Here is a 26,416-nt window from a genome sequence, read left to right on the forward strand (position 1 = left end):
GAGTTTTTATTTTAACTTTTATAAAAGTATAATTTTTATTTAAAATGCTTTCTGATATGTTCTGTAAATAATGCAATTAGCAGAAAAAGTTACATAGAGATAAAAATGATACGTTTCTTCTAATCTTCACTTACTTCTTATTGATTACTGATGGTTACTGCGCACGTATAAAGCTTAGTGCAGCGCTGATAATATAAGGTTGTTTACTCAATATGCTAATACGAGTGCAACTAAAATTCGCAAATGATTAAAATGGCAAATAAATGAGTCAAACATATGTATTTGAACTGGGCGATAGTTATGCCGAGCTTACACACATTTTAAAACAAAAGCTGGCGGGGCAATACTCAGTTAAGCAATTTTCCCGAGATACAGTGCTATTACAGCAAGGCGAAACGCAGCGTTATGGTTATTTAATTATTGACGGTGTACTTGGCGCTTTGCACTCTACAATTGATGGAGGGCAAAGGTGTAAGGAGTTTTATTTTAAAGATGAATTTGCGCTATTGTTTGCTAATTGGCTTACAAACACAGAGGCTTTTTATCAGTTAAAGGTTATAAAGGCTGCCACAGTTATCGTTGTCCCATTACATATATTTGATAACAGTGAATGGGTCGACATTAAAAACCAGCTTGTTGCTCAGCAGCTTATATTTAAAGAGGCAAAGGAGGCTTTTTTACTACTTAATAGCCCTGAGCAGCGTTATCGTTATTTGTTACTAAAAAAGCCGCACTGGCTTGCACAGCTAAGCTTAACCGAAGTGGCTATGTATATTGGTATATCGGCTATTTCGTTATCACGAATTCGTAAACGACTTAACTTAAGTTAAGGGTAAAAATAGTAAAGCTGGTTAGACTGCTGTTTTTTCAGGAGTCACTATGTTTTTATTTGCTCAGTGCTTGGTAGCCATCGCTACTTTATTAGATTTAGCTTCTTTTCAGTTTAAGTCTCGTTCACTTATTTTAATGTGTTTATTTAGTTCTGTTTTACTTACGTCAGCTCATTTTTTTATGCTTGGCCATGCTAGTGCGGGCAGCTTAATGTTAATTGCTGCAATACGTTATTTATATTGTGTATTTGCGCGAAAAACATGGGTAATGTTGGCGTTTATGTTACTTAGTTGCTTAGCAGTTTATATTACTTGGTATAGCTGGCTAAGTGGTTTGGCACTTGCTGCAACACTTATTCAGACTTTTGCCTCATTTCAAAAAAATGATCTGTATTTACGCTTAATTATGGTGGTGGGTACATCGCTTTGGATAAGTCATAATATATTAGTTGGCTCGCCGGTTGCGGTATTAATGGAAAGCCTATTTATGGCCAGTAATTTAGTAGGACTATATCGGTTTTATACCCCTAAAAAATTAGCTTAGGGGTCGGTATATTTCGTTTTTTAAACAGGTAAGTAGACGTTAAAAAAGCTGTTCAGCAATCTTTTTAAGTAAGTAGGTTTCTCGCAAAATAGAAAGCCCTTGTTTTTCGCTGTTGGCAAGCGTGCGCTCATTATGTGCAATTGCATCATTAATATTGACCCATTTAGCAGTCATGCCATTTTGTTGCTCGTAATGCTCAAGCTGGGCTTTACCAAGTTCGTCGGCAATATTACATACGTAGCAATACGATTTTATATGGATAATGTCAAAATCGTCTTTATACCAAGGACGATACTCTTCGTAGAGTCCAAAGGCTTTTACTACACTTATTTGCTGTGCACCTGTTTCCTCATTTAGTTCGCGTATTAAGCCTTGCTCAATGCTTTCGCCTTCATCCACGCCACCACCAGGCAAGCTGTAATCTTCATAGCGGTTTGTGTACATTAAAAGTATTTTACTATTTTTAATTACAATGGCACGCCCTGTTATGCGAGTAAATTGAGTGCCTTGGTCGATATTAATACCTGCATGAATCAGGGTTTTTAATTGCTGCATTTCATCTCCTTTGTGGGATGTTTATATTATCAGTTGCTATCATTGTGTGAATAGGAACGATTTAAATTATTTTTTTGTGATCGATTTTTTTAAGCATACGTAAATATTAAGTTGGTAACATAAATAGTATTGAATCACTTAATTATTTAAGTCATTAGATTTTAAGCGCGCCTTTAAATTAGTATTTATGATGCGTAGAATAAGAAAAAAGCATAGGGATTTATCATGTTAAACATACTTTTAGTAGACGATGACGTCGAATTTAGTGACGTTGTATGTCACATAGTCGAATTCCTCGGCCACAATATAAGCACCGCAACCAGTTTAAAAGAAGCGCATCAATGGTTTGAAAATAATACCTTTGATCATGTGCTGTTAGATTTTATGTTGCCAGATGGCAGCGGTCTGCATTTACTCGATCATTTAAAAATGATTGGGCAATCTCCAAAAATTACACTTATTTCGGGCCACCCTTCAGTTAAAGGTATTTTAGCTGAAATGTGTGAGCCAAATGTAGGGCATTTATTAAAGCCATTACAACGCGAAGATTTAGAACTGGTTTTAAATGGCCCTAAAAAAGCAGTTAAAAAAGCAAAGTCGAGCGGTATAACGCGTCACTTTGGTGGCTTAATTGGCGAATCAGAGGTCATGCACAAGCTTTACAATATGATTGAACGCGTTGCTAAAACAAATGCTAACGTGATGTTGATGGGTGAAAGTGGTGCAGGTAAAGAAGTAGTTGCTCAAGCTATCCATAACGCTAGCCAGTGTGAAGGCCCGTTAGTGGCGAGTAACTGTGGTGCGCTTTCAAAAGAGTTAATTGGTAGTGAGTTATTTGGTCATGAAAAAGGCGCCTTTACCGGTGCTATAGCGCGTAAAGAAGGGGTATTTGAGCAATCAAATAACGGTACTTTATTTTTAGATGAAGTAACCGAAATGCCAATTGATATGCAGCCAAATTTACTGCGAGTGCTTGAAACTAAAAAAGTAACGCGCGTCGGTGGTAACAGAGAAATACCAACAAATTGCCGTGTTATTTCAGCCACTAACCGCTCGCTTACCGATTTAGCAAAAAATAATATTATTCGTGAAGATATTTACTTTAGGCTAGCGGTTTTTCCTATTGATATACCGCCACTACGCGATAGAAAAGAAGATATTCCTTTATTAGCTAAAGCCTTTTTAGATCAACTTAATGACGAAAATGGCACAGCATTTAGCTGGACGCCAGCGCAGCTTAAAGAGTTGCAAAGCTATGAATGGCCGGGTAACGTGCGCGAAATTCGCCATGCGATACACCGTGCATTTATTATGAGTGATCCGCAAACTAGCGATATTATTTTGCCTGACAATTTAGAATCGCCGTTTTCGCGTGTTAATAATCAAACTGCAGAAAAGCCAGTATCGGCAGGGCAAACAATTGAAGAAGTTGAAAAAGAACTTATTCATGCAACGCTTGATAAAGTGCAAGGTAATAAAACACTTGCTGCGCAAATGTTAGGTATTAGTACAAAAACACTTTATAACCGCCTTAATGCGTATGGCGGTATTGGCGAATATAAATAGATCTGAGGAAGGGCATGACATCCGATAACCAAACAGAGCAGCTTAATAAGTTAGTACACGATGCAAGAGGGCCGCTAAATCGTATTTCGATGAATGCCGAGCTTATTAAATTGGTACTTGAAAACGATATGCCAAAAGAAAAAGCGTTAGATGCACTTGATAAAATTATTAATAATTGCCAACAGTGCAGCGAAAGTTTACAAAAAATATCAGACTCTCAATAAATACAGTGTTGTTTAAACACTAACTCGGGAAGCTAATGAACAAGCAAAAACATCAAAGTAAAGCGAATATTACTTGGGCAGCTTTTATAGTTGTTGTGTTGAGTATTATTGTAGGTAACGCATTTTTAGCATTGAACACTATTCAAGGTTTAACACAAACCCAAAAGAGTTTAGACAACACAAGTATGCTGACAACGGCAATTGAGCAATTGCATTTATCTATAGTGCAGGCTGAGTCGGGTCAACGTGGTTATTTATTAACTGAAGAGGCTGATTATTTAACGCCTTACTATGATGCGATTGGGCAAATACAGGCACAAACGGATCATGTTAAATCGCTCCACTCTGAAATTGATGGCCAAGCAGATCGTATTGCTCAGTTACTAGTGCTTGTAGATAGTAAAATTAACGAGCTTAAAAAAACCGTTAACCTTGCACTTGATGATAGAGAAAGACGTGCATTGTATGTGCTAAATACACATAAAGGACGAGATCTTTATAGGCAAATCCGTGAACACGTAAATGAAATACAAGACCGCGAATTACTTTTCAAAGTGAGTCATTTTTCTAAGTTAGCAAAGATAAAAAATGAGGCTAAAATTACGTTTGCTATAACGGCAATAACAAGTGCGCTACTTATTATTGGTATGTTTATTATGACGCGCCTTAATTTAAGAAATTCAGCACAGTATCGTTTTGAGCTTGAAAAACAAAACGAAACACTAGCAACGAAAGTGTCTGAACGTACGCAAGAGTTAACGTTGTATTCTGACGAGTTGAGCCGAAGTAACCGAGAGCTTGAAGAGTTTGCTTTTGTGGCGAGCCATGATTTACAAGAACCACTTAGAAAAATTCAAGCCTTTAGCGATCGCCTTGAAACAATGTTTAAAGATGAACTTGGTGAAAAAGGGATTGATTACATTGGCCGTATGAAAAATGCAGCTCAACGTATGTCTAACTTAATAAACGATTTATTAGAGTTTTCGCGTATAGCAACGCGTGGTAAAGACTTTGACGATACAAATTTAAACGAAGTGCTAACTGATATATTAAGTGATTTAGAAATTGCGATAGATGAGTCTAATACACAAGTAGATGTAGAAGACTTACCGGTTATTCAGGCTGATAAAAGCCAAATGCAGCAATTGTTTTTAAATTTGTTGTCGAATGCGGTGAAATTTAGACGCCCAGATGTAAGTCCACATATTAAAATTAGTTACCAGCATGAAAATATCTTTAGTGCTGACCACAATACCGAATTAAGTTTTCAAGTTATTACAATAGAAGACAATGGCATTGGTTTTTCACAAGACTACGCTGATAAAATATTTGTACCGTTTCAGCGTTTACATGGCCGCTCAGAGTATAAAGGCACGGGTATTGGCCTTTCTGTATGTAGGCGTATTGTGGAGCGACATGGCGGAACAATTACAGCCCAAAGTAAAGACGGTGAAGGTGCAACTTTCACCATAAAACTACCTGTGGAAGCTGCGCTTTTCACATTGCAAGGAGAGGCTTAAATGCCCTATACAAAAGTAAAACCGATTACTATTTTAATGGCAGACGATGATGAAGATGATCGTTTGTTAACACAAGATGCCCTTGCCGAAAGCCGTGTACTTAACGAGCTTCACTTTGTTGAAGATGGCGTTGAGTTACTTGAATATTTAGAGCGTAAAGGTAAGTTTGTAGACAAAACAACATCGCCTCGTCCAGGGCTTATATTGCTTGATTTAAATATGCCTAGAATGGATGGTCGTGAAGCGCTTGAAGCAATTAAAGCAAACCCTAACTTAAAGGGTATTCCGGTTGTAATTTTAACTACGTCTAAGCAAGAAGAAGACATGGTTAAAGGGTATAACCTAGGCGCTGCATCTTACATTACAAAACCTGTAACGTTTGATGGCCTAGTTGATTTAATGAAAACACTTGGAAAATACTGGGTAGAATTTGTAGAGCTACCGACAACATTTAACGATTAAAGGAGATTGTATGTTAGATAAAGTGACTCAGTTGCTGCTTGTAGAAGATGATGAAGATGATTACATACTCACCTGCGACTATCTGGACCAATTGGATTCACACACGTTTAACATTCAATGGATAAGCTCCCCAGAGCAGGCAATTGAAACGCTTAGCAAAAATGAGCATGACATTTGCCTGCTTGATTACCGCTTGGGTGCATCTAATGGTTTAGATGTATTAAAAGAGGCCATTGCGAATGGTTTTAGCGGCCCTATTATTATGCTTACCGGGCAGTCAAACGACGAACTAGATTCGGCGGCACTTGATGCTGGCGCGGTAGATTATTTAATAAAAACAGAAATGAGCTCTAGCCGCTTTGCGCGTGCTATTCGCTATGCTTTGGCGCGTAAAGATGTTGAAGGTGAGCGAGTAGAGCGTTTAAAAGCCGAAGCAGAAAACCGTTCTAAAGACCGATTTTTAGCGCATTTAAGCCACGAATTACGAACTCCTCTATCGTCTATTTTAGGTTATACCGAGCTATTAATGCAGAGCGACTTTAGTCAGCAAGCAGAAAATGAGTTAGGTGTAATTTATCGAAACGGTAAACACTTATTGAGCCTATTAAACGATGTGCTCGACTTGTCTAAAATAGCAGCCGATAAGTTAGAGCTAACCTTAAGTGAAGTTAACCTTGATAGCATGCTTGCCGATGTATACACGTTAATGCGCGTATCGGTGCTTGATAAGGGGCTTACGCTGCGCTTTGAATCTCATCAGCCATTACCTTTAGTTGCACGACTTGATGCAACAAGAGTTCGCCAAATTTTAATAAATTTAATAAATAATGCGGTTAAGTTTACCGATAAAGGCGAAATTGTTGTTAATGCGTGGACGCAATGGGTTAATGACACTGAAATGCTATTTTTTAGTATTAAAGATTCAGGAATGGGTATAGCCCCTGAAAAACAAGAACTGATATTTAAACCGTTTGAGCAAATAGCTGATGTAGAATCGCGCTCTGTAGGTGGTGCAGGTCTTGGCTTAGCAATATGTGCTGAGCTGTTAGCGCGTATGCGCGGTGATATTAGTTTGCACTCTGAAGTTGGTAAAGGCTCTATGTTTACTATTTCGGTTTACCCCGGTGATATTAGCGAAGTAGAGCGACAAGTACTTAATTTTAGTAGTGCTCCGCAGTTACAAAATAAATTGGCTCCTTGCAAAGTACATGGGCGAGTATTGGTTGTTGATGATTTACGTGATTTACGCATGCTAGTTGGTCATATGATCAGTACCTGTGGCGCGCGAGTAGATTACGCTGAGCACGGTCAACAAGCGCTTGAAAAAGTGCGTATTGCAGATGCGTATAAAGCGCCTTACGACATTATTTTTATTGATATTCATATGCCTGTAATGGGCGGCAAGGAAGCTACCATAGAGCTTAGAAAAATGGGTTACAAAGGCCCAATAATCGCGCTCACTGCCGCTACTATGAAAGGCATACATGAGGAGCTTGCTGCACTAGGCTTTAACGATGTAATACCAAAACCTGTTGATAGCGCGGCTTTATATCAATGTTTGCAAGATTATTTGGTAGCGCCAGAGCATGCACCACAAGCTAAAGATATAAATTGTAGTAAGGGCTTAACCGAGAAAAAGCAGCGCTTTTTACTTGTTGAAGACGATCACGATGCAGCGCAAATTACGCAGCTACTTTTAGAAAGTCTAGGCGTTGAAACCGTCATTGCGTCTAGCTGCGCACAATGTTTGCAAATACTTAATCACGACCAGCAATTTAATAAGGTATTGTTAGACATGCATTTACCCGATGGGCGTGGCATTGATTTAGGCCAGCAAGTTAATGAGCGATATCCAGAGCTACGTTTAGTAATTGTAAGTGGGGCAGAGCCAGATCCTAAAGAAATAAAAGATTTAAATATTGATCGAGTTTTACTTAAACCTATTAATTTGAGCTTGCTTGAAACGCTTATTAGTTAGGGCCTGTTTATCTTTCGAGGTTAAATTTGCAGCAGTCTGTTTGGTATTTAGGCAAGGCAGAGCCTATACAGTGTGGTCTATTCCCCATAAATAGGCGATAACGTAGCATTAATGCCAAACAGGCGCTGCCAAAGGGTTCTTCCTAGGGGCTATTTACTCTTTGTTGCCTACATGGATTTAGGTAAGGGGCGTGAGCAGGACGCGGAAGCTTTGCTCGGTTTTTACTTATTCTTACATGGATGTAAGTCAGTAGAATAACGCAGGAGCAGTTATCGAGCCCACTAGGTTACAAACCTCGCGCCGCGATTAAATAGCCCCTAGATTGAACAAACTTTAATCCTGAAAGGTCAACAGGTCCAATAACTGAGACATTATTTATATGCATTCAATAAAGTTAGTATCTGAAGAATTAACACCATCAAAAGTAGTGTGTGTTGGCCGTAATTATACAGCACACATTGCAGAGCTAAATAACGAAACGCCAGATCAAATGGTTTTATTTAACAAACCAAATAGCGCAATTACTAACACGTTATTTGCAGCTCACAACGGCGATACGTTGCATTATGAAACCGAGCTATGTTTTGTAGTTAAAAATAAAAAATTTGTAGGTGTTGGACTCGGCCTTGATTTAACTAAGCGTACTGTGCAAAGTAAATTAAAAAATAAAGGGCTTCCATGGGAGCGCGCTAAAGCGTTCGACGGCTCTGTAATTTTAACTGATTTTGTAGCGCTAACTGATGCAATGAAGCACTTTACCTTTGAACTTAAAATTAATAATAAAGTAGTTCAGCAAGGCGATACTCATTTTATGCTGCATAATCCGGACTCAATTTTACAAGAAATTAGTGAATTTATGAGCTTAGAAGATGGTGATGTAGTAATGACAGGCACACCGTCGGGCGTAGGCGAGGTAACAGCTAAAAGTATTTTTGCTGTGGCACTTTATGCTAATGATCAGTGCTTGCTTGAGCATCAGTGGCAAGTAAGTAAAAATTAATAACTTGCTGTTGGTAGTGTTGATCAAAGTCGGCAAAGGTAGTTTTAAGCCAATTATGCTGACTTTGTTGATACTCAGGCGATTGTAGTACATTGTTTTTTAGTGCGCGGTTAATTTTTTTAAGCGCTTGCTGTGCAAAATTATTAGGTGCGTTAGCCGCACAACCTATTGCTCCTCGTATAAATTGAATGTCATTTTCTGCAATTGGTACACTCTCTATATTCGTATATTCCCCTTGTTTATTAAAGTAATCGGCCATAAACGGGTAATCAATTGAGTAGTCTAAAAAGCCATGACTCAAGCGTGCTATAACAGCCTGACTTTCATTTTCGCTACTCCAACTTAACGACGATTCTTTATCTTGTTTTGTGTTTTCAATAATTGTATTAATTTTAGTTGTAAATTTACGTGCAGCCGCTTGGCCGTATACGTATTGCGGGTCGGTTAATAAATTAATAAGGTGAATAGGCGAGCCGTGCTTTTCTTCTAATTTGGGCTTTAGCTCTTTAGTCGTGATAATTGAAAATGGGGGATATACCGTTGTTGGATTTGAGTAGTTAAGTAGTTGGTTATTATGTTTTTTATAAATAACACACGGGAAGCATACGCTTTTTCCTTCACTTAAATATTTATTTATACGCTGCTGAGGGACAATTAAGCGGGTATGTTTTACATCTGTTATGGTTCTAATGAGTTGCTCGGTTAGGTTGTCGCAAATACCGCCTTGTGGTGCACTTTCGCTTTTAGCTATATGAAAAGAGGGCGTGTAACTTTGCAGCCAAATAATTTCTTCTAGAGGCTGTAATTTTTGTTCAACAGCATGCGCGTTAAATACAATTAATAAGCAAAATGCATAGTATCCGTTTTTCAGCATTGATAAGTGTTCGTTGAATTAAGAAAACTTAATAAAAGTATAGTGTTGGTTGTAGTAGGGTCAAATATTTTAGTTAAAAAGCAACCTCATTCAAGGCTGCTTTAACTCATACATGCTTAATAAGGCATCGGATGGTTTCTAAATATAGTGTTAATATCACTAAGAATTTCGTCGCTTAACGTGATGTTAAATGCATCAATATCTTCTTTTAATTGGGCTATGCTTGTTGCACCAATAATTGAAGAGGTTACGCCATCTACTTGGTTACACCATGCGAGTGCTAGTTGTGCTGGAGTAATATTGTTTGCATGAGCCAGCTCAACATACTGCTTAGTGGCTTGCTCTGCATTGGGTGTATCTCTAAAAATACCGTTGCGCTGCATGAAGGTCCAACGAGATCCTTCTGGGCGCGCGCCGTTTAAGTATTTACCCGTTAATAAACCAGCCGCTAGAGGTGACCATGGTAAATACGCAATATCTTCATGAACACATTGTTCTATTAAATACGGCCAATCTTTAGCGTGCGCTAGGCTAAACTCATTTTGAATAGATACCATACGCGGTAAGTTATGCTCTTTGGCCAAACTTAAAAACTGGCTTATACCCCATGGCGTATCGTCAGATAAACCGCAGTGCTTAATTTTACCTGCTTTAACACATTCATTAAGGCCCTCTAGAATATCAAGCATACTAGCTTGCTGCTCTTGTGTATTTACGTCGGTAAATTTAAGAGTGCCGGGCCATTGTCTGCCAAAGTGCGGGGTAGAGCGGTTTGGCCAATGCAGCTGATATAAATCAATGTAGTCGGTTTTAAGGCGCTTAAGTGAATCGTCTACGGCTTCTATTACCGTTTGGCGCGTAATATTGCCACCATCACGTACCCACGATAATCCATTGCCTGCAATTTTTGTAGCAAGTACCACATCGCTGCGCTTTTGCTGATTACGCGATAGCCAATCGCCAATAATTTCCTCAGTTTTACCATAGGTCTCTGGAGAGGGCGGTACTGCATACATTTCGGCTGTATCAATAAAGTTTACGCCTTGCTCTAGCGCATAGGCTATTTGTTCATCAGCATCGCTTTGAGTATTTTGTTTACCCCAAGTCATACTGCCTAAACATACTCTTGAAACGTTAATACCACTGCTGCCAAGTGGGCTGTATTGCATGAGAATTCCTTATTGCTCGTCTTGAGAGTAGCTAACTAACGCCGATAAAAGAGGCTCTGCAATGAGGGCTTTTTGGCCTGTTTCAAAATCAAACATAACCACTTTTGAAGTGCCTGTGGTTGTTATAGCGTTTTGTGCGTGACTAAATACGGTGTAATTCATAACAAACCGGTCTGTTTTTATATCAGAAATAGTAACACCGACTGTAAGCGTATCTGGGAATGTAACTGGGCGTTTATAACGAATGTTATTTTCGCTTATTACCGGGCCCACGCCATTAGGGCTTATTGTATCGAACAGATTTATTTTATTTAAGAAGTCGATTCGGGCTATTTCAAAGTAACGTAAATACACTACATTATTTACGTGTTGTAGTGCATCCATATCAGCCCACGCTACGGTGATGTCGGTATGGATAGGGTGCTGATCTTTAAACGTTTGCATTATTTATTGGCCCTTAATTTTAAAGTACTTAGATTATCAACATGGGGTTACGAGCTCAAGGTAATTAATGGCATGTTTTTTTATAAGATGATTGTACCTATTTAATTTTAGGTCTACAGTTAAATTACACAGACAAACACAAAAACACACAGAGGTAGAAATATGCAGAACATAATTAATTGGTCCTTAGCTTGTTTGGTTTTTATAGCTTCTTTTACCTGTTACGCAATGGGTAACGAATCAGGCGCTATTATTTTAATGTTAGCGGGGTTTTTTTTCGAGGTTATGTTTTGGTTGCGCGGTTATAAAGAGCAAGAAGGTAATAAGCGCTTTTTTTAATCGCTAACTAGGGCCTGTTGACCTTTCAGGATTAAAATTTGTTCAATCTAGGGGCTATTTAATCGCGGCGCGAGGTTTGTGACCTAGTGGGCTAAGTAAAAACCGAGCAACAAAGAATAAATTGCCCCTAGGCAGAACCCTTCGGGCAGCGTATGTTTGGCATTTGTGCTACGTTATCGCCTATTTATGGGGAATAACCACACTACATAGGCTCTGCCTTGCCTAAATACCAAACATACTGCTGCAAATTTAACCTCGAAAGATAAACAGGCCCTAGACTTGCTTATCACATTTGATTCTATAATAATGACTGTATAAATAACCAGTTATTGTTGTGGTGATGAAGAAGTTTATTCACATAGACATGGATTGCTTTTATGCAGCAGTAGAAATGCGAGATAATCCAAAACTTGCATGTGTACCGCTTGCTATTGGAGGCAATAGCCGACGAGGCGTGCTCTCAACCGCTAACTATATAGCGAGAGAATATGGCGTGCGATCGGCTATGTCGAACTATCATGCTAAACAATTATGCCCCGATTTAGTTATTGTTCCTGGGCGCATGGCTGTATACAAAGAAGCTTCAAATCAAATACGTGAAGTATTTAGCCGCTACACAGATTTAGTTGAACCTCTTTCTTTAGACGAAGCCTACCTAGATGTAACAGACAGCACCGCTTGTAAAGGCAGTGCCACACTTATTGCACAGCAAATAAGAGCCGATATTTACAATGCCACCGGGCTCACTGCATCAGCAGGCATTGCACCGATTAAATTTATTGCCAAAATAGCCAGCGACGAAAAAAAACCGAATGGTCAATTTGTCGTTTTGCCTCATGAGGTCGATGATTTTTTAGCGCAATTACCGCTGGGGAAAATTCCGGGGGTGGGTAAAGTAACGCTCGAAAAGCTAAATTTAAAAGGCTTATATACCGGCAAGGATGTACGTGAAAAAGGCGTTAACTGGATGCAGCAACATGTGGGTAATTTTGGTGTGTCGCTTTATCAAAAATGTGCAGGTGAATATGTTGGTAAAGTATCAACAGATCGCATCAGAAAGTCGCTGAGTGTTGAGCATACCTACGAATACAATAAAACAAGTTTGCAAGAGTGCTTAGATGAGCTGCCAAAATTGTTAGACGAATTAGTTTTAAGGCTTAATAAACAGCAATTACAAAACCGTATTAATAAGCTGAGTGTTAAAGTGAAGTTTGCAAATTTTGTAGTGACCTCAGCCGATCAGGCATACCACGAGCTAAACACAGAAATATTTATTCAACTCCTTACTAAGGCCTATCAACGAGGGCTACAACAACCTGTAAGATTACTTGGCATAGGCGTTGGCATTAAAAGCGAGCCAGAACAAAACTTCCAACTGAGTATTCTCGATTAAGCTGTAAAGCCTGTAACCCCAAGTTGCCATTTATTGGCAAGTTGTATAATTAGCTCATCGCACCTTGCTGGTCTTCAATATTTAAATCGACGATAATAGGGGCTTATGTTTTCTAACAGGACTTTATTTATGGCATACCCTCAAGCGGTTAGTGCAAGCCTTGAATGCACATCTCATGATGCGCTTATTATTATTAGTGATGACTTTTCTCTATTACCAAATAACACATTACGTGATGCTATTTTAGACCAGGCAAAAGTTGATTCTCGTATTGGTAAACAAGTTACTTTATTAGTGATTGAAAAAAAACGCGTTGTACTTGCGCCAACGGGTCCGTTAAATAGAGATTACGACGACGTGCGTCGTTATTTTGATGCTGCTAAATTAGCAATTAACGAAGCAAAAGCGTCGGGTAGTGTTAACCCTGCATTATTTTTACCAAATTTAAATGGCGATAGCCGTTATCAGCATGCTTTAGAAGTTGCTTATTTAGGCGCTTGCCAAGCCTTATGGCAGCCATTAGAAGCGCGTGAATATCACGGTGAAAGTATTGAACCTATTACTCAAATTGGTTTAGTTGGCGCAAGCGAGCAAACAATCAAAGCTGTTAATGCAATTGCTGCAGGCCAATATGCCGCGCGTGACTTGTGTGGCACTGAACCTGAGCGTATGGCTCCACCACGTTTTGCTGATTACTGCGTTGATTTATTTAAAGGCTCAAACATTGCGGTTGACGTAATTGATGATATTGCAGCTATTGATAAAAACTACCCAATGCTAAGCACTGTTGCTCGTGCATCGTATGCAGTTGAGCGCCATCACCCACGTGTTGTTAAGCTTGAATATGTACCAGAGGGCGAAATTACTCGTACACTTATGTTTGTAGGTAAGGGTCTTGTATACGATACAGGCGGTGCAGATTTAAAAGTAGGTGGTCATATGGCAGGCATGAGTCGCGATAAAGGTGGCGCAGCTTCTGTTGCGGGCTTTATGAAAGCCGTTGCGGATTATCAGCCTAAAGGCGTTAAAGTAGTATCGTACTTGGCTGTTGTTCGTAACTCTATTGGCTCGGATTGTTTTGTGCCAGATGAAATTATTACTAGCCGCGAAGGTATCCGTGTACGCATTGGTAATACCGATGCAGAAGGGCGCTTAGCAATGGGCGACCTGCTTAGCGAAATGAAAGATTTAGCTAAAGGCGAAATAAACCCAACGTTGTTTACTGTAGCTACATTAACGGGTCACGCGGCACGTGCAATGGGTCCTTACGGTGCGTATGTTGAAAACGGTCCAGCTCGTAGCGCTGGTGTTTCACGTCAAATAGCTGACCTTGGAGATTTGTGGGCCGATGGCGCAGAAGTATCGCGCTCTCGCCGTGAAGATTACGACTTTATTAAACCACGCACGCTAGCTGACGATGTACTCTCGAGCAATAACGCAGCATCTGCTGTTACTGCTCGTGGGCATCAGTTCCCTATGGCGTTTATGGCTATTGTTGGTGGGCTTGATAAGCACGGTAACGACTCTGCACAACCTTTGCCTTATGTGCATATGGACATTGCAGGAAGCGGTGTTGAAGGCGGTGATTGGCAGCATGGCAAGCCAACGGCTGCATCAGTAACGAGCTTGTTTGCACGTTACTGTTTGTAAGCTAAAAACTTACATGCAATAAAAAAGCCCTGTTAATTCAGAGCTTTTTGCATTTAATGAGAACGGTATCGATTAATCTAATTTAAAACGATTAACTACGCTTGAAAGCTCTTGGCTACTTTGTTTAAGATTATCACTGGCATCGGTAAGCTGTTTAGTATTATTTAATGATTGCTCAGTTGATTGAGATAGCTCATTAATACGCAAATTAACCTCGTCGGCAGCTTGAGTTTGCTGTTCTGTGGCACGTGCGATTTGGCTGTTCATTTCGGTAATAATTGAAACAAGTCGTTCTATTTCATTAAGTGAAGTATTGGCTGATGACGCCTGATCTACGGTAGAAACTGAAAGTGCTTGGCTTGATTTAACTGCTTCTACTGCTGCTTTTGCACCTTCTTGAAGTTTAGTGATCATGGTTTGAATTTCGTCGGTACTTTGGCCTGTACGACTGGCCAGTGTTCTTACTTCATCTGCAACAACAGCAAATCCTCGGCCATGCTCTCCTGCGCGAGCAGCCTCAATGGCAGCATTTAATGCCAGTAAGTTTGTTTGCTCCGAGATGCTTCTTATTACATCAAGTACAGAGCCTATATTATGGCTCTCGTTGGCTAAATCTTCTGTTACACGACTGACTGTTTCTATGTTGCTTGAGAGTGTTTCTATTGCTGTAATTGTTTGCGCAACCACATTTTTACCCGTTGATGCGTTTTGTGCTGCATCTTTAGCTGCTTGCTCTGCGGCTTCGGCGTTACGGCTTACATCATGTATTTGGTGAGTCATTTGCTCCATGGCAGCTGCAACTTGGGTTGAGCTATCGTTTTGAAGCTCAATAAACGAGTGGCTTGTTCTACTTGAATCATCAACTGTATGCGCATGTTCGCTTACATCGTTTGCACTTTGTGATACATGAACAAGAGACTCTCGCATTTTTAAAACAAATAAATTAAATGAGTGTGATAGTTCAGATATTTCATCGTTACCGGATTCATTTAATGTACGAGTTAAATCGCCTTCACCTTGTGAAATATCTTTCATCATATCGGCTGCTAAACGAGTAGGTATTAAAATGCTCTTGCCTATAAAGTAACTAAGTAAAATAACAGCAATAATCATAATTATTGCACTGACGACTATTAGATTACGTTGCTCGCTAAATGCTTCGTCAATTGAATCAAGATAAACACCTGAGCCAATAATCCATTGCCACTGATTAAAACCTTTAACGAATGCGATTTTTTCAACAGGTTTATCTTTACCTGGTTTTGGCCATTTATAAGGGATAAAACCCTCGCCATCTTTCTTCACTATATTTACCATATCAACAAATAATGTTTTGCCGTCAGGGTCTTTGTTATTGGTTAAGTCTTTTCCTTCAAGCGCAGGTTTTATAGGATGCATAACCATTGTTGGCTGGTAATTGTTAATCCAAAAGTAATTGGTTTTGTCGTAGCGCAGTGCTCTTATTGCATCAAGTGCTTGTGATTGAGCTTGTTGTTGAGTGAGAGTGTTATTTTGTTCAAGCGCATGATAATGCTCGATTATACTGTACGCAGTTTCTACTACATTTTGTGTTTTTATGTATTGCTCGTCTTTTAGCGAACTATATTGATGAGTTAGGCTCGATATACTAAGTACTATTAGTCCAAATACAACTATGGCTATTAACAGTGAAAAACGCTGGGATATACTAAAACTTCGTAGATTAGGCATACATTTATCCTCAAAAAGTGTGCGCTTTAGCGCATAGAATAAGCGTAGCTAAAAAAAGAGTTTAATCTAGGCTTAACGCCTATTAATGCAAAAAAAAGGCTGATTTATCAATCAGCCTTTAGTCTGTTATTACTTTACTTGCTTATTTAACGTCAAAATGGCGATTAAAGAAGTTTGTAATTGTTTGATGTAAGTGTGTTTGCACTTGTTTACCACGTAGGCTGTGCTTAGAGCCTGGGTAGGTCATCATTTCAAACTGTTTTTCGTTATCTTGTAGTTGTTTAAACAATTTAGTTGAATGCGTAAACAATACGTTGTCGTCAGCCATTCCATGATAAATCATTAATGGGCCTTTTAAGCCATCTGCATATGGAAATACTGCGCTGTCCTCATAACCTTTAGCATTTGTATCAGGATGACCTAAATAACGTTCTGTGTAATGCGTATCGTATAGAGCCCAATCGGTTACAGGAGCACCCGATACGCCGGCTTGAAAGTAATCGCCCGCTTTAAACATAGTCATAAGCGCCATGTAGCCGCCGTAGCTGTGGCCATAAACACCGATGCGTTGTGGGTCTACGTAATCAAGTGTACGTAAAAACTCTACGCCTTTAATTTGATCGGCAACTTCAACCACGCCTAGGTTTTTATAAATAGCATCTTCAAACTTTTTACCACGGTTGTACGAACCACGGTTATCCAGTTGAAAAATTACGTAACCTTGTTGCGCCATGTACTGAAAGTACAAGTTTTTACTGCGCCAGCTATTCGTCACTCGTTGAGCATGCGGGCCGCCGTATACGTTAACAATAACAGGGTGCTTTTTGCCATCAGTAATGTTGCTAGGCTTAAATAAACGGTAATGCATAACTTGGCCATCTTCGGCTTTAATTGTGCCGTATTCTGGTTTTGTTAAGTCGCTTAAATAAGGAGTAAGCGGATGGTTACTATCAAGCTTATTTTCTTCAAGCCATGTAATAAATTCGCCGTTTACTTTACGAAGCGCTGCTGAGTTTGGTTTATTATCAGACGAGCTATTATCGATAAAGGTTTTGCTGTCTTTTGCTAGCACAACATTATGGTACTGACCTTTTTCGGTGATACGTTTGGCATCGCCTTTTTTAAATAAAGGCGCGCTGTATAAATGGCTTTCAAGCGGTGTATCTTTTCGACCGGCAAAGTAAACAATGCCTTTTTTCTCATCAATACCTTTTAAGCTATCAACAGCCCAATCACCTGAGGTAATTTGGCGAACAAGTTGACCGTTTGTGCGATACAGATATAAGTGTTTAAAACCGTCGCGCTCAGATGCCCATACAAAATGTTTTTTGTCTTTTAAAAACTCAAGATCAAAATGTAAGTTAATCCACGTTTCGCTGTTTTCGATTAATGCTACTTTTTGGACTTTAGTTTCGCTGTTATAAAAACGAAGCTCTAATTTATGTTGCGAGCGATTTTGCCATTGGTAAGACAGTGTATTGCCGTCTTTTAGCCACTTAGCACGCGCGATATAAATGTCTTCATCTTTACCTAAATCAATCCAATCTACTTTTTGGTCATTTAGCTTAGCCACACCGAGTTGAATTTTTACGTTATCAGTACCTGTAAACGGGTAGCGTTGGTTAAATAATTTAACTTCATCAGCGTAAATTTCGTTACGGATAGCTTCTTTTACTGGAGTTTCGTCAACGCGGGTATAAGCAATTTTAGTTTCATCACCTGACCACCAGTAACCCGTCATGCGGCTCATTTCTTCTTGAGCTACAAATTCGGCCATGCCGTTTTTAATTACGCCGCCGCCATCTTTACTAAGCTGAATCTCTTTACCTGATTCAAGCTCTAAAGCGAATAGGTTTTGCTCTCGAATAAACGATACGTAGTTACCTTTAGGTGAAAAGCGTGCATCGGTTTCAAATGTTTCAGTGTCGGTTAGTTTTTTACTTTTAGCAGAGGCTAAATCGTAATAGTAAAGGTCGCCGTTAAGTGGGAATAAAAGTGCTTTACCGTCTTTAGACCATTTGTATTCTAATATGCCTTTACCAAAAATACGTTGGCGTTCGCGGCGTGCTTTTTCTTCATCAGATAGGTTTTCTGGGCCTGAAAATAACTTTGCCGAATCAACTAGCACACGGTTGGTGTTATCTTTTAGATTGTATTCCCATAAATCGTAGCGGTTGTAGTCATCGCTTTTGCCTTGTAAATAAGTTACACGGCTGCCGTCAGGCGAAAATTTAAGTTGTACAGGTGATTTACCCGAAAGGCTCGGATCGTCAAAAATACGCTCCAACGATAAAGGTTTTGCTTGAACACTAATAGCGCCAACCATTAATGGGAGGGCTAGTGAGAGGTGTTTTATTTTTTTTAGCACAAGGTTGCCTTAGCTTATTATAAATATTGCTTTGATGGTAAAGCCAAGCGTGTGCAACTGCAACTAAATGCTATAAAGTGGCGATTATTAAAGACAAAGTAGGACATAACAATGACTAACCCTGAATTTAAACTAGCGCCAGAACTTAAACGCGACTGTATAGAGCTTGCCGATTGGCCACTGTGTAAAGTACTTTTATTGAACGACAGCCAATATCCGTGGTTTGTATTAGTGCCTAGGCAGGCTAACTTAAAAGAGATAATTGATTTATCTGAGGATGATCAAATTGTGTATTTAAAAGAGTCAGCCAAGCTAAGTAAATTATTAATGGATGTGTTTAGCCCTTATAAGTTAAACATAGCGGCTTTGGGTAATATGGTGCCGCAATTACATATTCACCATATTGCACGCTTTACTACTGATGCTGCTTGGCCTGCGCCAATTTGGGGTAAGTATCCAGCTGTGCCGTATACAGATGTACAAATTACAGAGTTAAAAAAAGCGCTGCAGTTTTAAGCTGCAACGCTTTTTTAGGGTTTAGCTAAGTTTAACTAAAACTACTTAAGCCCTAGTACTTCCTTACCTTGCTTAAACGTTACATCTACAGGGATATTTGCTTTACTTAGTTTTTCTAAGTCTTCAGCAAGTTCTTCTTTTATATCGCCATGCGTTGCAATTAGTTGATCTACTTTTTCGTAATCGCCATCACCTTGTAAGGTTAAAATTAAGCGAGAAAGCTTGGCCATTGCAATGCTCATTTTTTCCATATTAACGCGGTACAGGCCTTCTTCATTTTTAGAAAAAGCGCCTTCTTGAGCAAAAAAGTTAAAGCGGATCATATTTGCTTTACCATGCGCACTTGATGCTCCAAAACGAACTGAGCGGAATATACCCGCCATGAAGGTCGTGTAATAATCTTCAATAGTTCCTTCTGTAATTTCGCCCTTTTTAAGTAATTGCTCAATCATGTAAAGGCCTAAAATGTCGGCTTTACCTTCTTCAAGCGCACTTGCGTGTTCTTGTAATGATTGACGAACAGTACCTTTACCTGTGATTGTATTCTTAATACCTAAACCGTGAGCGACTTCATGGAACATCGTATTGGCAAAAAATGCATCAAAAGTAATGTGTTTACGCTGCTCAGGTACAATTAACTGCTTTGAAATTGGCACTAAAATTTTATCAAACTTAGCGCGCATTGCATTTTTAAGTTGCAGGCGACGAGTCCCTTTTTCTAACTGTACTTGCTCATCGTTTGGTAAGTTAATTGCAATTGTTTTGCTGCCAGCGTTTGAATGCCCTGCGTAGTAAACAACATCATAGGCATTTAGATCGGCGTCAGAGCCTGGTACTTCTTGTTTGTACTTAGCATCAACAGGTAAGTCTTTTTGAAGTTCAGGTAAAAATGCTGCAAATTTAGCTAAACGTTCGCTCCATTTTAAATCTTTAATAAGTACGTAAGATTCATAAGCAGCACGGTAGCCAAATAATTGATCTTCATAAGTTTCAATTGGTCCAATAACCACATCTACAGGGTTGTTTTTCATGTCCATCCAAGCAAAGTCAGATACTTGGAAATCATCTTTTTGTAGAGCGTCAGCACGTAGGTTTAAGTAATTAGCAAACTCTTTATCGTCAGCAAGTTTACTTGCTTCACGTAAAAGGTCGGCTGTTTTTGCAAGCTCAACGGCGTACTCTTTCGAATATGGCACACTATAAAGTTTACCTTGCTCATCACGCTTAATTACAGAGTAAAGGCCTGTTTTGTCTTCAACATCTGCGTTATTTAACTCTTCTTTGGTTATATCTGCAGGGTAAAACTGTGCGCCAAGAGGTTTTTCTTTATAGCTAGATAAAAACGCTTCATCGCCATTTAAACGATCCCATGGGCCGTAGTTAATATCGGCAAATTTACGTACTTTTTCGTCGTTTAGTTTTGCTAAAAAAGCGTCTTTATTTTCGCCAAAAGATTGTTTCCAAAATAACTCGTCCATTATTTTTGAAGCATCAATAAGCTTTGCAACCATTGCTCTTTGGTTGTCACTCAAGTGTGATAAATCACTTTTCAAGCTAAAGTCGGTGTAAATATCTAAACGTTGTTTATCTGCATTAATAAGCTTAGGACCTGATTGTGCACTGCTTTTTTGAGCAAGCTCTGTGGCTGTGTTGTCGGTAGAAGACGGTGCTTGCTCAGAACATGCACTAAGAAAAACAACACCAGAGAGCATAATTGCTTGGCTAATTTTATTTAAGATCATTATATTGCCTGTTAAAAAGTAAGTTTAATAATTGTACTGCTTTAGTTAAAAGGCTAAATACGTACAAACGCTTCCTTATTGTGAGTGCATTAAAGCAAAACTAAATGGTAAATAGCAAGTATTTGGCGTTGTAAGGCAAGCATGAGCGGTAAAACATTATAAATAAAAATAAACTTCTATAATTTTCTTAACTTTATCGGTAAGTTAGACAATACTAATTATATTACTAATATAAAAATTAACTGCCTGAGTTTGCAGTTACTTTACAGGCTGAACACAAAAGGACGGCAGCTTTATGTCTACAGAAAACGCTTTATTAACGATTCTAGTCGATAGAATAAATAACGATACGTTGGTTTTACCAACGCTACCTGAAGTAGCGATTAAGGTTCGCCAAGCTGCAGATAACCCTGATGTTAATTTAATGCAAATGTCAGATGTAATCTCACAAGATCCAGCGCTTTCAGCTCGTATGATAAAAGTAGCTAATAGTGCAATTATGGGACGCTCTGTAAAAGTGTCTAATTTGCATCAAGCAGTGACGCGTATTGGACTGCGCCAAATTAAAAATATTGCAACGGCTATGGCTATGGAGCAATTATTTGTATCAAACAATGAGCTAATTAAAGGCTACATGGGTAAGGCATGGCAAAAAACATTAACGGTTGCTAGCCATTCAATAACACTCATGGAGTTTTACTTAAAAAACAATAAACACACTTCATTAAACCGTGATTCAATTACATTAGCTGCGCTTGTTTATAATATTGGTGTATTACCAATTTTAACAGAAGCTGAGCGCCACCCTGAAGTGTTTGCCAACCCAAGCTTTTTAGCGCACGCAATTCAAAAGCTGAGTGGGAAAATTGGCTCGTCGATTATGCAAGCGTGGGAATTTCCTAAAGAGTTTGTTGATGTAGCTCTAAGCTGGGCAGATCCAAGTTACAAACCTGATAAAGTTAGTTACGTAGACTTTATTCGAGTAGGCGCTATTTTAGAGGGAACATTACAGGTTTCTGATAAGTCAGCAGCGCTGCAAACGTATATAGACAAAGGCGTTATACCGTCTATGCAGCTATTCACAAGTGATGAGTACAACGACATGCTAAAAGATGTGAAAAACATGTTTAGCTAAAAGTGCCTTCCTACACAACCCAAAAGGGTTAACTTGCGTTAACCCTTTTTTAGTTTTATTTTTCGGTGGTATTTTCTGTTTTAGTTTTTTCGTATCGTTTTATTCCTGCTACCCATGTTTGCAGCACGTTTGTTTTGTATATCTCGTCAACAGGCACTTTAAAGTAGTCTTTATCAATTAAAATAAAGTCGGCCCATTTACCTTTTTCTAAACTACCCACCTTAAATTCTTGATGAGCTGAATAAGCGCCACCGAGAGTAAATGCACGTAATGCATCTTCGCGGCTTAGTACTTCACTTGCGCGCCAGCCGTTTTCAGGTAGTTTGTTATGATCCATGCGTGTAATGGCTGAATACAAACCATCAAATGGATTTGCAAGCTCTACCGGGTAATCAGAGCCTGCTGCAACAACCGATCCTTGCTTTAAAAATGTTTGCCAAGCATAGGCACCGCTTAATTGTTTTTCAGTTAAGCGTTGCTCTGCCATATGCATATCAGAAGTGGCATGTACTGGCTGCATTGAAGGGATTATTTTTAACGCTTTAAAGCGAGGGATATCCACAGGCGTTACAATTTGTGCGTGCTCTATTCGGTTACGTAGTAATATACCGCCCGTTTTTTTAAACACATTTTGATAAGCATCAAGTACTACTTTATTTGCTTTATCGCCAATGGCGTGGGTATTTGCGCTAAAGCCGCTTTTAAAGCTTTGTGTAAAGAGCGCTTCGAGTTTTTCTTGTGTTTCAAGCATTAAACCATGGTGACCAGGTCTGTCTGCGTATTCTTCAATCAGAGCGGCTCCGCGAGAGCCAAGTGCGCCATCGGCGTAAACTTTAACACTGCGAATTTCCATAAAGTCATTTTTGTCGTGGTATCGGCCTGCCTTTAACATTGTATTTAAATCAGGGCTTGCACCACTTAACATTGCCACAATACGTAGCGGTAAATTACCAAGGTCGCCGCGCTCTTTGTAAACCTCCCATGTGGCTTTATCAATACCTGCATCGTGAGTAGAGGTAATGCCTAAACTTAATAAATGCTTACCTGCTGCATCTAGTGAGTCACTTATATCTTGCTTTGAAGGGGCTGGCATATGCTGGGTAATTAGCGATTCTGCTTTATCTACAAAAATACCCGTAGGATTGCCAAATTCGTCTTTAATTATTTCACCGCCTTCAGGCGCTTTTGTTTGGGCGTTAATACCAGCAAGTTCGAGCGCTTTTGAATTAACCCAAATGGCATGACTATCAACCCGCGAAAGAGCCACAGGTCGATCGCTCACTACTTTGTCTAAATCTTTAGCTGTAGGAAAGCGTGTATCAGCCCAAAGCTCTTGGTTCCAACCTCGCCCAATAATCCAACCTTGTTTGTTATCGGCAAATACTTTTAGTTTATTTGTTACTTCATCAACCGATGTTGCGCCGCGTACGTCAAGTTGCGATAAATTGTCGCCAAGGCCAATAACGTGCCCATGAGCATCAATTAAGCCAGGTAATAAGGTATTACCGTGCGCGTCAATTAGCTTGGCATCTGGGTAGCTATCTTTAAGTGTTTCGCTACCGAGCTTAACTACCTTGCCATTTTTAATAACGAGGGTAGAAAACTGCTGTACTTCACCTTTGTATAAAGGGGTATAACCATTGGCGTTATAAATTACTTTTGTTTGTGCGAGAGTGTAACTAGAACTAGCGCAAAGGCTGGCTAGTATGAGTGGTTTGATTATTTTTTTGAGTGGCATAGTTACTTAATTTTTATTGTTAATTTACTTACATTAACAAACTTGATTTTATAATACCAATGAATTGATAGACCTCATTTTAAGGCTTTTCTCTATATTAACTGTTTACAAAATAGGTAATTGATGTAATTATTTAGTATGTAAAATAATCAATAAAGCATAAGGAAACGCTATGAAAGCCCTCTATTTATTACTCCCATTAACTTCATTACTTGCGGCATGTGGATCGACACCTACTGCAGATAAAAGTGTAGAAAAGCTAAACCATACTGATGTATCAAATGCTGAAATACGCGATTATATAGATTTATCAAGTGTTGAACTGCGCGACAGGGTGAAAGACTATTGGAATATTTCCACAAGAACAGAACCACGATATCCAATAGCTGCTGCAAAAAAAGGTCTTGCAGGTTGTGTAGAACTCATGACTATTATTAATTCTGAGGGTAAGGCGCAAGGATATAAAGTAATTTCTTCATATCCTAAAGGGTTATTTGATGAAGCAGCAGCTCAATCTTTAAATACATGGGCCTGGCTGCCTACTAACGTAAATGTAGTTAAACAACCTGTACTTACGCATATCAGAATTGATTTCATGATTGATTCAATACCTGTAGGTAAAAAATATCTAAAAAATTGTCCGGCTGGCGAAACATTTCAAGTAACAGGTAAAATTAAAAAAATCTCCTACTGATGAAACATTTCAAGTAACGAGAAAAATTACAAGGTTTGAAAAAAAAAGTACTTATTTACCTCACTTTAAAGTTACTTTCGGTGTGTGTAATATTTTAGCTCGAACCTTTATAAAATCTGATGGGTATGAGTTTAATACGAATATTACAAATAACTAAATAAGCATCAAGAATAAGGAAATGCTATGAAAGCTCTCTATTTATTACTCCCCTTGAGTATGATGCTAATAGCCTGTAGTTCAACGTCTGATAAACAAGTAAGCGATGAAATGCTGAGTTTTATTGATTTATCGAGTCCTGAACTGCGAAGTAAGGCAGGTGAATACTGGGATGTTGTTAAAAGAGTAGAGCCGCGATATCCGATAGAAGCTGCAAAGAAAAGTATTTCAGGTTGTGTTGAGCTTGCTACGTTAATTAATTCACAAGGTAAAGCCCAAGGGTATAAGGTTATCTCGTCTTACCCAGAGGGCGTGTTTGATAATAATGCGGCAGCTGCTGTGGGTTTATGGCGCTGGAAAGCGACAACTGAAAATACGAGTAATCAACCTGTTCTAACTTATCTCAAAATGGATTTTATGGTAAGCCCAAAACCTGCTGATGCAGAGTATTTGGCGCATTGTTCTAAAAGTAAAACCTGAACGTAATTAATAGATATAAATATAATAAGCTAGGTGTTTTTTTACCTAGCTATAAAACTACTTACTTGCATATAAGCCATATTCATTTAATGCTAATTTACCGTCTTTATCACTGTCGTAGCTTGAAAACCGTGACCACAAAGCCGGGTCTATAGCGGTTTCTGAACGTGATAAAAAACCGTCTTTATTCCTATCTAGCTTTTTAAATTGCTTTGCAATGTCGTTACTTGCGGCAAAACTAAATGTGCTAAAAATACTAAACGCCAGCAGCGTTATATAGCTAATGCTTTTCATACAAATCACTTAGTAAAGGTTGTTAGTTAGATAACTTTTAAATTCGACTAGCGAAATTTGGTTATCTTGGTTTTTGTCCCATTTTACAAAGGTGTTTAAAAGTTGTGGTTGGGGATCAAGTTCGTCATGTGTTAAATAGCCACTTTTGTCGCTATCTAGGTGATCAAAGCGTTGCTTTACATCAAGTGCCGCGGCATCAAAACTTAATAGCATTAAAATGCTTATAACAAGGGAAAGTATCTTCATGGTTTTCCTTCCAAAAGATGTATTAAAAGTTCGTGGCTAAAATAAAATAAAAAGGAAAAAAGCACTTGCCGTAATTTAACTCCCAACATTAAATCCTTTTACACACTCCCTCAGGGATTATGGCAAATGCTTTTAAATTCAGTTTACTTGTAACAAACTTAAGTAAAGCTTAATCAGTAATTACTCATTAAGGCTTAAAGCTTTCAAATTCTTTTTTTGAGACTTTTTCATCACCGTCTTCATCTAAGTCGGCAAATTGTCTCATTACTTCCTTGTCTTCCTTAGCTTCTACAATTGATATTTGCCCGTCCATATCCTTATCTAAATGGGCAAAGCGCACGTTTGTTGGCGATGCAATTACGGTGGCACTAATTGCTAAAAACATTAATGAAAAAGCGGCTATAAGTTGTTTCATAATCACGTTCCTTATTAAATGAGTTTATTGAATAAATTTTTTGAATTCATCTAGCGACAATTGCCCATCTTGATTAGTATCAATTTGTGAAAAATTCTCGTGTAGAACGGCATCTTCACCTGCTTCGGCTTCACTTAATGTGCCGTTACTGTCTTTATCAAGCTCGTTAAAAGTCGCGTGAACGTCCATTGCGTGTGCGTTAGCGCCTAAAAAGCCTAAAGCCAGTAATGATGAAATTACTAAAATGCGTTTGTTCATAATTATTTCCTTATTGATTAAAGTTATTACTCCTACTACAAAAATGATGCCAAAAATAATTGTTGTTAATTTTCAAGTGTTTATATTTTTAACTTGAAAGAGGTGGGAAGTTTTTA

The 26,416-nt window shown here is 38.8% G+C and carries 26 protein-coding genes; 14 read left to right on the forward strand and 12 right to left on the reverse strand.

Annotated elements, in window-relative coordinates; translation table 11 throughout:
• The first annotated feature begins 263 nt into the window (after positions 1-263).
• Together GQR46_RS01810 and GQR46_RS01815 are read left to right on the forward strand one after the other, a co-directional pair.
• Complete coding sequence (locus GQR46_RS01810) at positions 264-830, forward strand: Crp/Fnr family transcriptional regulator (protein WP_165739596.1); 567 nt, start codon at positions 264-266, stop codon at positions 828-830.
• Between the two features lie 49 nt (positions 831-879).
• Entirely contained in the window at positions 880-1,374 is a 495-nt protein-coding gene (locus tag GQR46_RS01815) for a YgjV family protein (RefSeq protein ID WP_165739598.1), read from the forward strand.
• A gap of 39 nt (positions 1,375-1,413) precedes the next feature.
• On the opposite strand, the gene GQR46_RS01820 is transcribed toward GQR46_RS01815, so the two are convergent.
• Complete coding sequence (locus GQR46_RS01820; protein ID WP_165739600.1) at positions 1,414-1,929, reverse strand: NUDIX hydrolase; 516 nt, start codon at positions 1,927-1,929, stop codon at positions 1,414-1,416.
• Positions 1,930-2,154: 225 nt separating this feature from the next.
• Here GQR46_RS01820 and GQR46_RS01825 point away from each other — a divergent pair, with 225 nt between their 5' ends.
• From GQR46_RS01825 to GQR46_RS01850, 6 genes are all read left to right on the forward strand, one after another.
• On the forward strand, positions 2,155-3,495 hold the full coding sequence (locus GQR46_RS01825; RefSeq protein ID WP_165739602.1) for a sigma-54 dependent transcriptional regulator: 1,341 nt from the start codon (positions 2,155-2,157) through the stop codon (positions 3,493-3,495).
• A 14-nt stretch (positions 3,496-3,509) separates the two neighbouring features.
• Positions 3,510-3,719 carry a histidine kinase gene (locus tag GQR46_RS01830; protein WP_039485081.1) on the forward strand — a complete coding sequence of 70 codons (210 nt, stop codon included), beginning with the start codon at positions 3,510-3,512 and terminating at the stop codon, positions 3,717-3,719.
• Positions 3,720-3,754: 35 nt separating this feature from the next.
• Positions 3,755-5,239: a sensor histidine kinase gene (locus GQR46_RS01835; RefSeq protein ID WP_165739604.1), complete on the forward strand. Its 1,485-nt coding sequence runs from the start codon at positions 3,755-3,757 to the stop codon at positions 5,237-5,239.
• Positions 5,240-5,701, forward strand: a complete 462-nt coding sequence (locus GQR46_RS01840; protein ID WP_165739606.1) for a response regulator — start codon at positions 5,240-5,242, stop codon at positions 5,699-5,701.
• A 10-nt stretch (positions 5,702-5,711) separates the two neighbouring features.
• Positions 5,712-7,679, forward strand: a complete 1,968-nt coding sequence (locus tag GQR46_RS01845) for a response regulator (RefSeq protein ID WP_165739609.1) — start codon at positions 5,712-5,714, stop codon at positions 7,677-7,679.
• A gap of 379 nt (positions 7,680-8,058) precedes the next feature.
• On the forward strand, positions 8,059-8,679 hold the full coding sequence (locus GQR46_RS01850; RefSeq protein WP_165739611.1) for a fumarylacetoacetate hydrolase family protein: 621 nt from the start codon (positions 8,059-8,061) through the stop codon (positions 8,677-8,679).
• Here the strand turns inward: GQR46_RS01850 and GQR46_RS01855 are convergent.
• From GQR46_RS01855 to GQR46_RS01865, 3 genes are all read right to left on the reverse strand, one after another.
• Positions 8,630-9,553, reverse strand: a complete 924-nt coding sequence (locus tag GQR46_RS01855; RefSeq protein WP_165739613.1) for an ABC transporter substrate-binding protein — start codon at positions 9,551-9,553, stop codon at positions 8,630-8,632. The genes GQR46_RS01850 and GQR46_RS01855 overlap by 50 nt on opposite strands.
• A 116-nt stretch (positions 9,554-9,669) precedes the next feature.
• Positions 9,670-10,722 carry an aldo/keto reductase gene (locus GQR46_RS01860; protein WP_165739615.1) on the reverse strand — a complete coding sequence of 351 codons (1,053 nt, stop codon included), beginning with the start codon at positions 10,720-10,722 and terminating at the stop codon, positions 9,670-9,672.
• A gap of 9 nt (positions 10,723-10,731) precedes the next feature.
• The gene (locus tag GQR46_RS01865) at positions 10,732-11,166 is read right to left on the reverse strand and encodes a thioesterase family protein (protein WP_010553137.1); all 435 of its coding nucleotides are present in this window, start codon (positions 11,164-11,166) and stop codon (positions 10,732-10,734) included.
• Positions 11,167-11,845: 679 nt separating this feature from the next.
• Between GQR46_RS01865 and dinB the strand changes: the two genes are divergently transcribed.
• Both dinB and GQR46_RS01875 read left to right on the forward strand, forming a co-directional pair.
• On the forward strand, positions 11,846-12,898 hold the full coding sequence (gene dinB, locus GQR46_RS01870; RefSeq protein ID WP_024590076.1) for a DNA polymerase IV: 1,053 nt from the start codon (positions 11,846-11,848) through the stop codon (positions 12,896-12,898).
• Positions 12,899-13,027: 129 nt separating this feature from the next.
• Positions 13,028-14,548 (forward strand): leucyl aminopeptidase family protein, encoded by a 1,521-nt coding sequence (locus GQR46_RS01875; protein ID WP_165739617.1) that lies wholly within the window; start codon positions 13,028-13,030, stop codon positions 14,546-14,548.
• Between the two features lie 72 nt (positions 14,549-14,620).
• Here the strand turns inward: GQR46_RS01875 and GQR46_RS01880 are convergent, their stop codons facing one another.
• Both GQR46_RS01880 and GQR46_RS01885 read right to left on the reverse strand, forming a co-directional pair.
• Positions 14,621-16,258, reverse strand: a complete 1,638-nt coding sequence (locus GQR46_RS01880) for a methyl-accepting chemotaxis protein (RefSeq protein ID WP_165739620.1) — start codon at positions 16,256-16,258, stop codon at positions 14,621-14,623.
• A gap of 142 nt (positions 16,259-16,400) precedes the next feature.
• Positions 16,401-18,626: a DPP IV N-terminal domain-containing protein gene (locus tag GQR46_RS01885; protein WP_165739621.1), complete on the reverse strand. Its 2,226-nt coding sequence runs from the start codon at positions 18,624-18,626 to the stop codon at positions 16,401-16,403.
• Between the two features lie 111 nt (positions 18,627-18,737).
• Here GQR46_RS01885 and GQR46_RS01890 point away from each other — a divergent pair, with 111 nt between their 5' ends.
• Positions 18,738-19,142 carry an HIT domain-containing protein gene (locus GQR46_RS01890; protein ID WP_165739623.1) on the forward strand — a complete coding sequence of 135 codons (405 nt, stop codon included), beginning with the start codon at positions 18,738-18,740 and terminating at the stop codon, positions 19,140-19,142.
• A gap of 41 nt (positions 19,143-19,183) precedes the next feature.
• Here GQR46_RS01890 and GQR46_RS01895 read toward each other — a convergent pair whose 3' ends face one another.
• Positions 19,184-20,884: a Zn-dependent hydrolase gene (locus GQR46_RS01895; RefSeq protein WP_165739625.1), complete on the reverse strand. Its 1,701-nt coding sequence runs from the start codon at positions 20,882-20,884 to the stop codon at positions 19,184-19,186.
• A gap of 295 nt (positions 20,885-21,179) precedes the next feature.
• Between GQR46_RS01895 and GQR46_RS01900 the strand changes: the two genes are divergently transcribed.
• Positions 21,180-22,019, forward strand: coding sequence for an HDOD domain-containing protein (locus GQR46_RS01900; RefSeq protein ID WP_165739626.1), 840 nt, complete (start codon positions 21,180-21,182; stop codon positions 22,017-22,019).
• Between the two features lie 55 nt (positions 22,020-22,074).
• Here GQR46_RS01900 and GQR46_RS01905 read toward each other — a convergent pair whose 3' ends face one another.
• The gene (locus GQR46_RS01905) at positions 22,075-23,757 is read right to left on the reverse strand and encodes an amidohydrolase (RefSeq protein WP_165739628.1); all 1,683 of its coding nucleotides are present in this window, start codon (positions 23,755-23,757) and stop codon (positions 22,075-22,077) included.
• Between the two features lie 172 nt (positions 23,758-23,929).
• Here GQR46_RS01905 and GQR46_RS01910 point away from each other — a divergent pair, with 172 nt between their 5' ends.
• Both GQR46_RS01910 and GQR46_RS01915 read left to right on the forward strand, forming a co-directional pair.
• On the forward strand, positions 23,930-24,451 hold the full coding sequence (locus tag GQR46_RS01910) for an energy transducer TonB (protein WP_165739630.1): 522 nt from the start codon (positions 23,930-23,932) through the stop codon (positions 24,449-24,451).
• A 183-nt stretch (positions 24,452-24,634) separates the two neighbouring features.
• Complete coding sequence (locus GQR46_RS01915; protein ID WP_165739632.1) at positions 24,635-25,087, forward strand: energy transducer TonB; 453 nt, start codon at positions 24,635-24,637, stop codon at positions 25,085-25,087.
• A 57-nt stretch (positions 25,088-25,144) separates the two neighbouring features.
• Here GQR46_RS01915 and GQR46_RS01920 read toward each other — a convergent pair whose 3' ends face one another.
• From GQR46_RS01920 to GQR46_RS01935, 4 genes are all read right to left on the reverse strand, one after another.
• Complete coding sequence (locus GQR46_RS01920) at positions 25,145-25,381, reverse strand: calcium-binding protein (protein ID WP_024598659.1); 237 nt, start codon at positions 25,379-25,381, stop codon at positions 25,145-25,147.
• A 9-nt stretch (positions 25,382-25,390) separates the two neighbouring features.
• Positions 25,391-25,627: a hypothetical protein gene (locus tag GQR46_RS01925; protein WP_007581558.1), complete on the reverse strand. Its 237-nt coding sequence runs from the start codon at positions 25,625-25,627 to the stop codon at positions 25,391-25,393.
• Positions 25,628-25,814: 187 nt separating this feature from the next.
• Positions 25,815-26,042: a hypothetical protein gene (locus tag GQR46_RS01930; protein ID WP_007581559.1), complete on the reverse strand. Its 228-nt coding sequence runs from the start codon at positions 26,040-26,042 to the stop codon at positions 25,815-25,817.
• 24 nt (positions 26,043-26,066) lie between these two features.
• Positions 26,067-26,300 carry an EF-hand domain-containing protein gene (locus GQR46_RS01935; RefSeq protein ID WP_002961641.1) on the reverse strand — a complete coding sequence of 78 codons (234 nt, stop codon included), beginning with the start codon at positions 26,298-26,300 and terminating at the stop codon, positions 26,067-26,069.
• Between the last annotated feature and the right edge of the window lie 116 nt (positions 26,301-26,416).

Origin of the sequence: Pseudoalteromonas sp. Z1A6 (assembly GCF_011378745.1) — a bacterium.
Taxonomy (GTDB): Bacteria; Pseudomonadota; Gammaproteobacteria; order Enterobacterales; family Alteromonadaceae; genus Pseudoalteromonas; species Pseudoalteromonas arctica.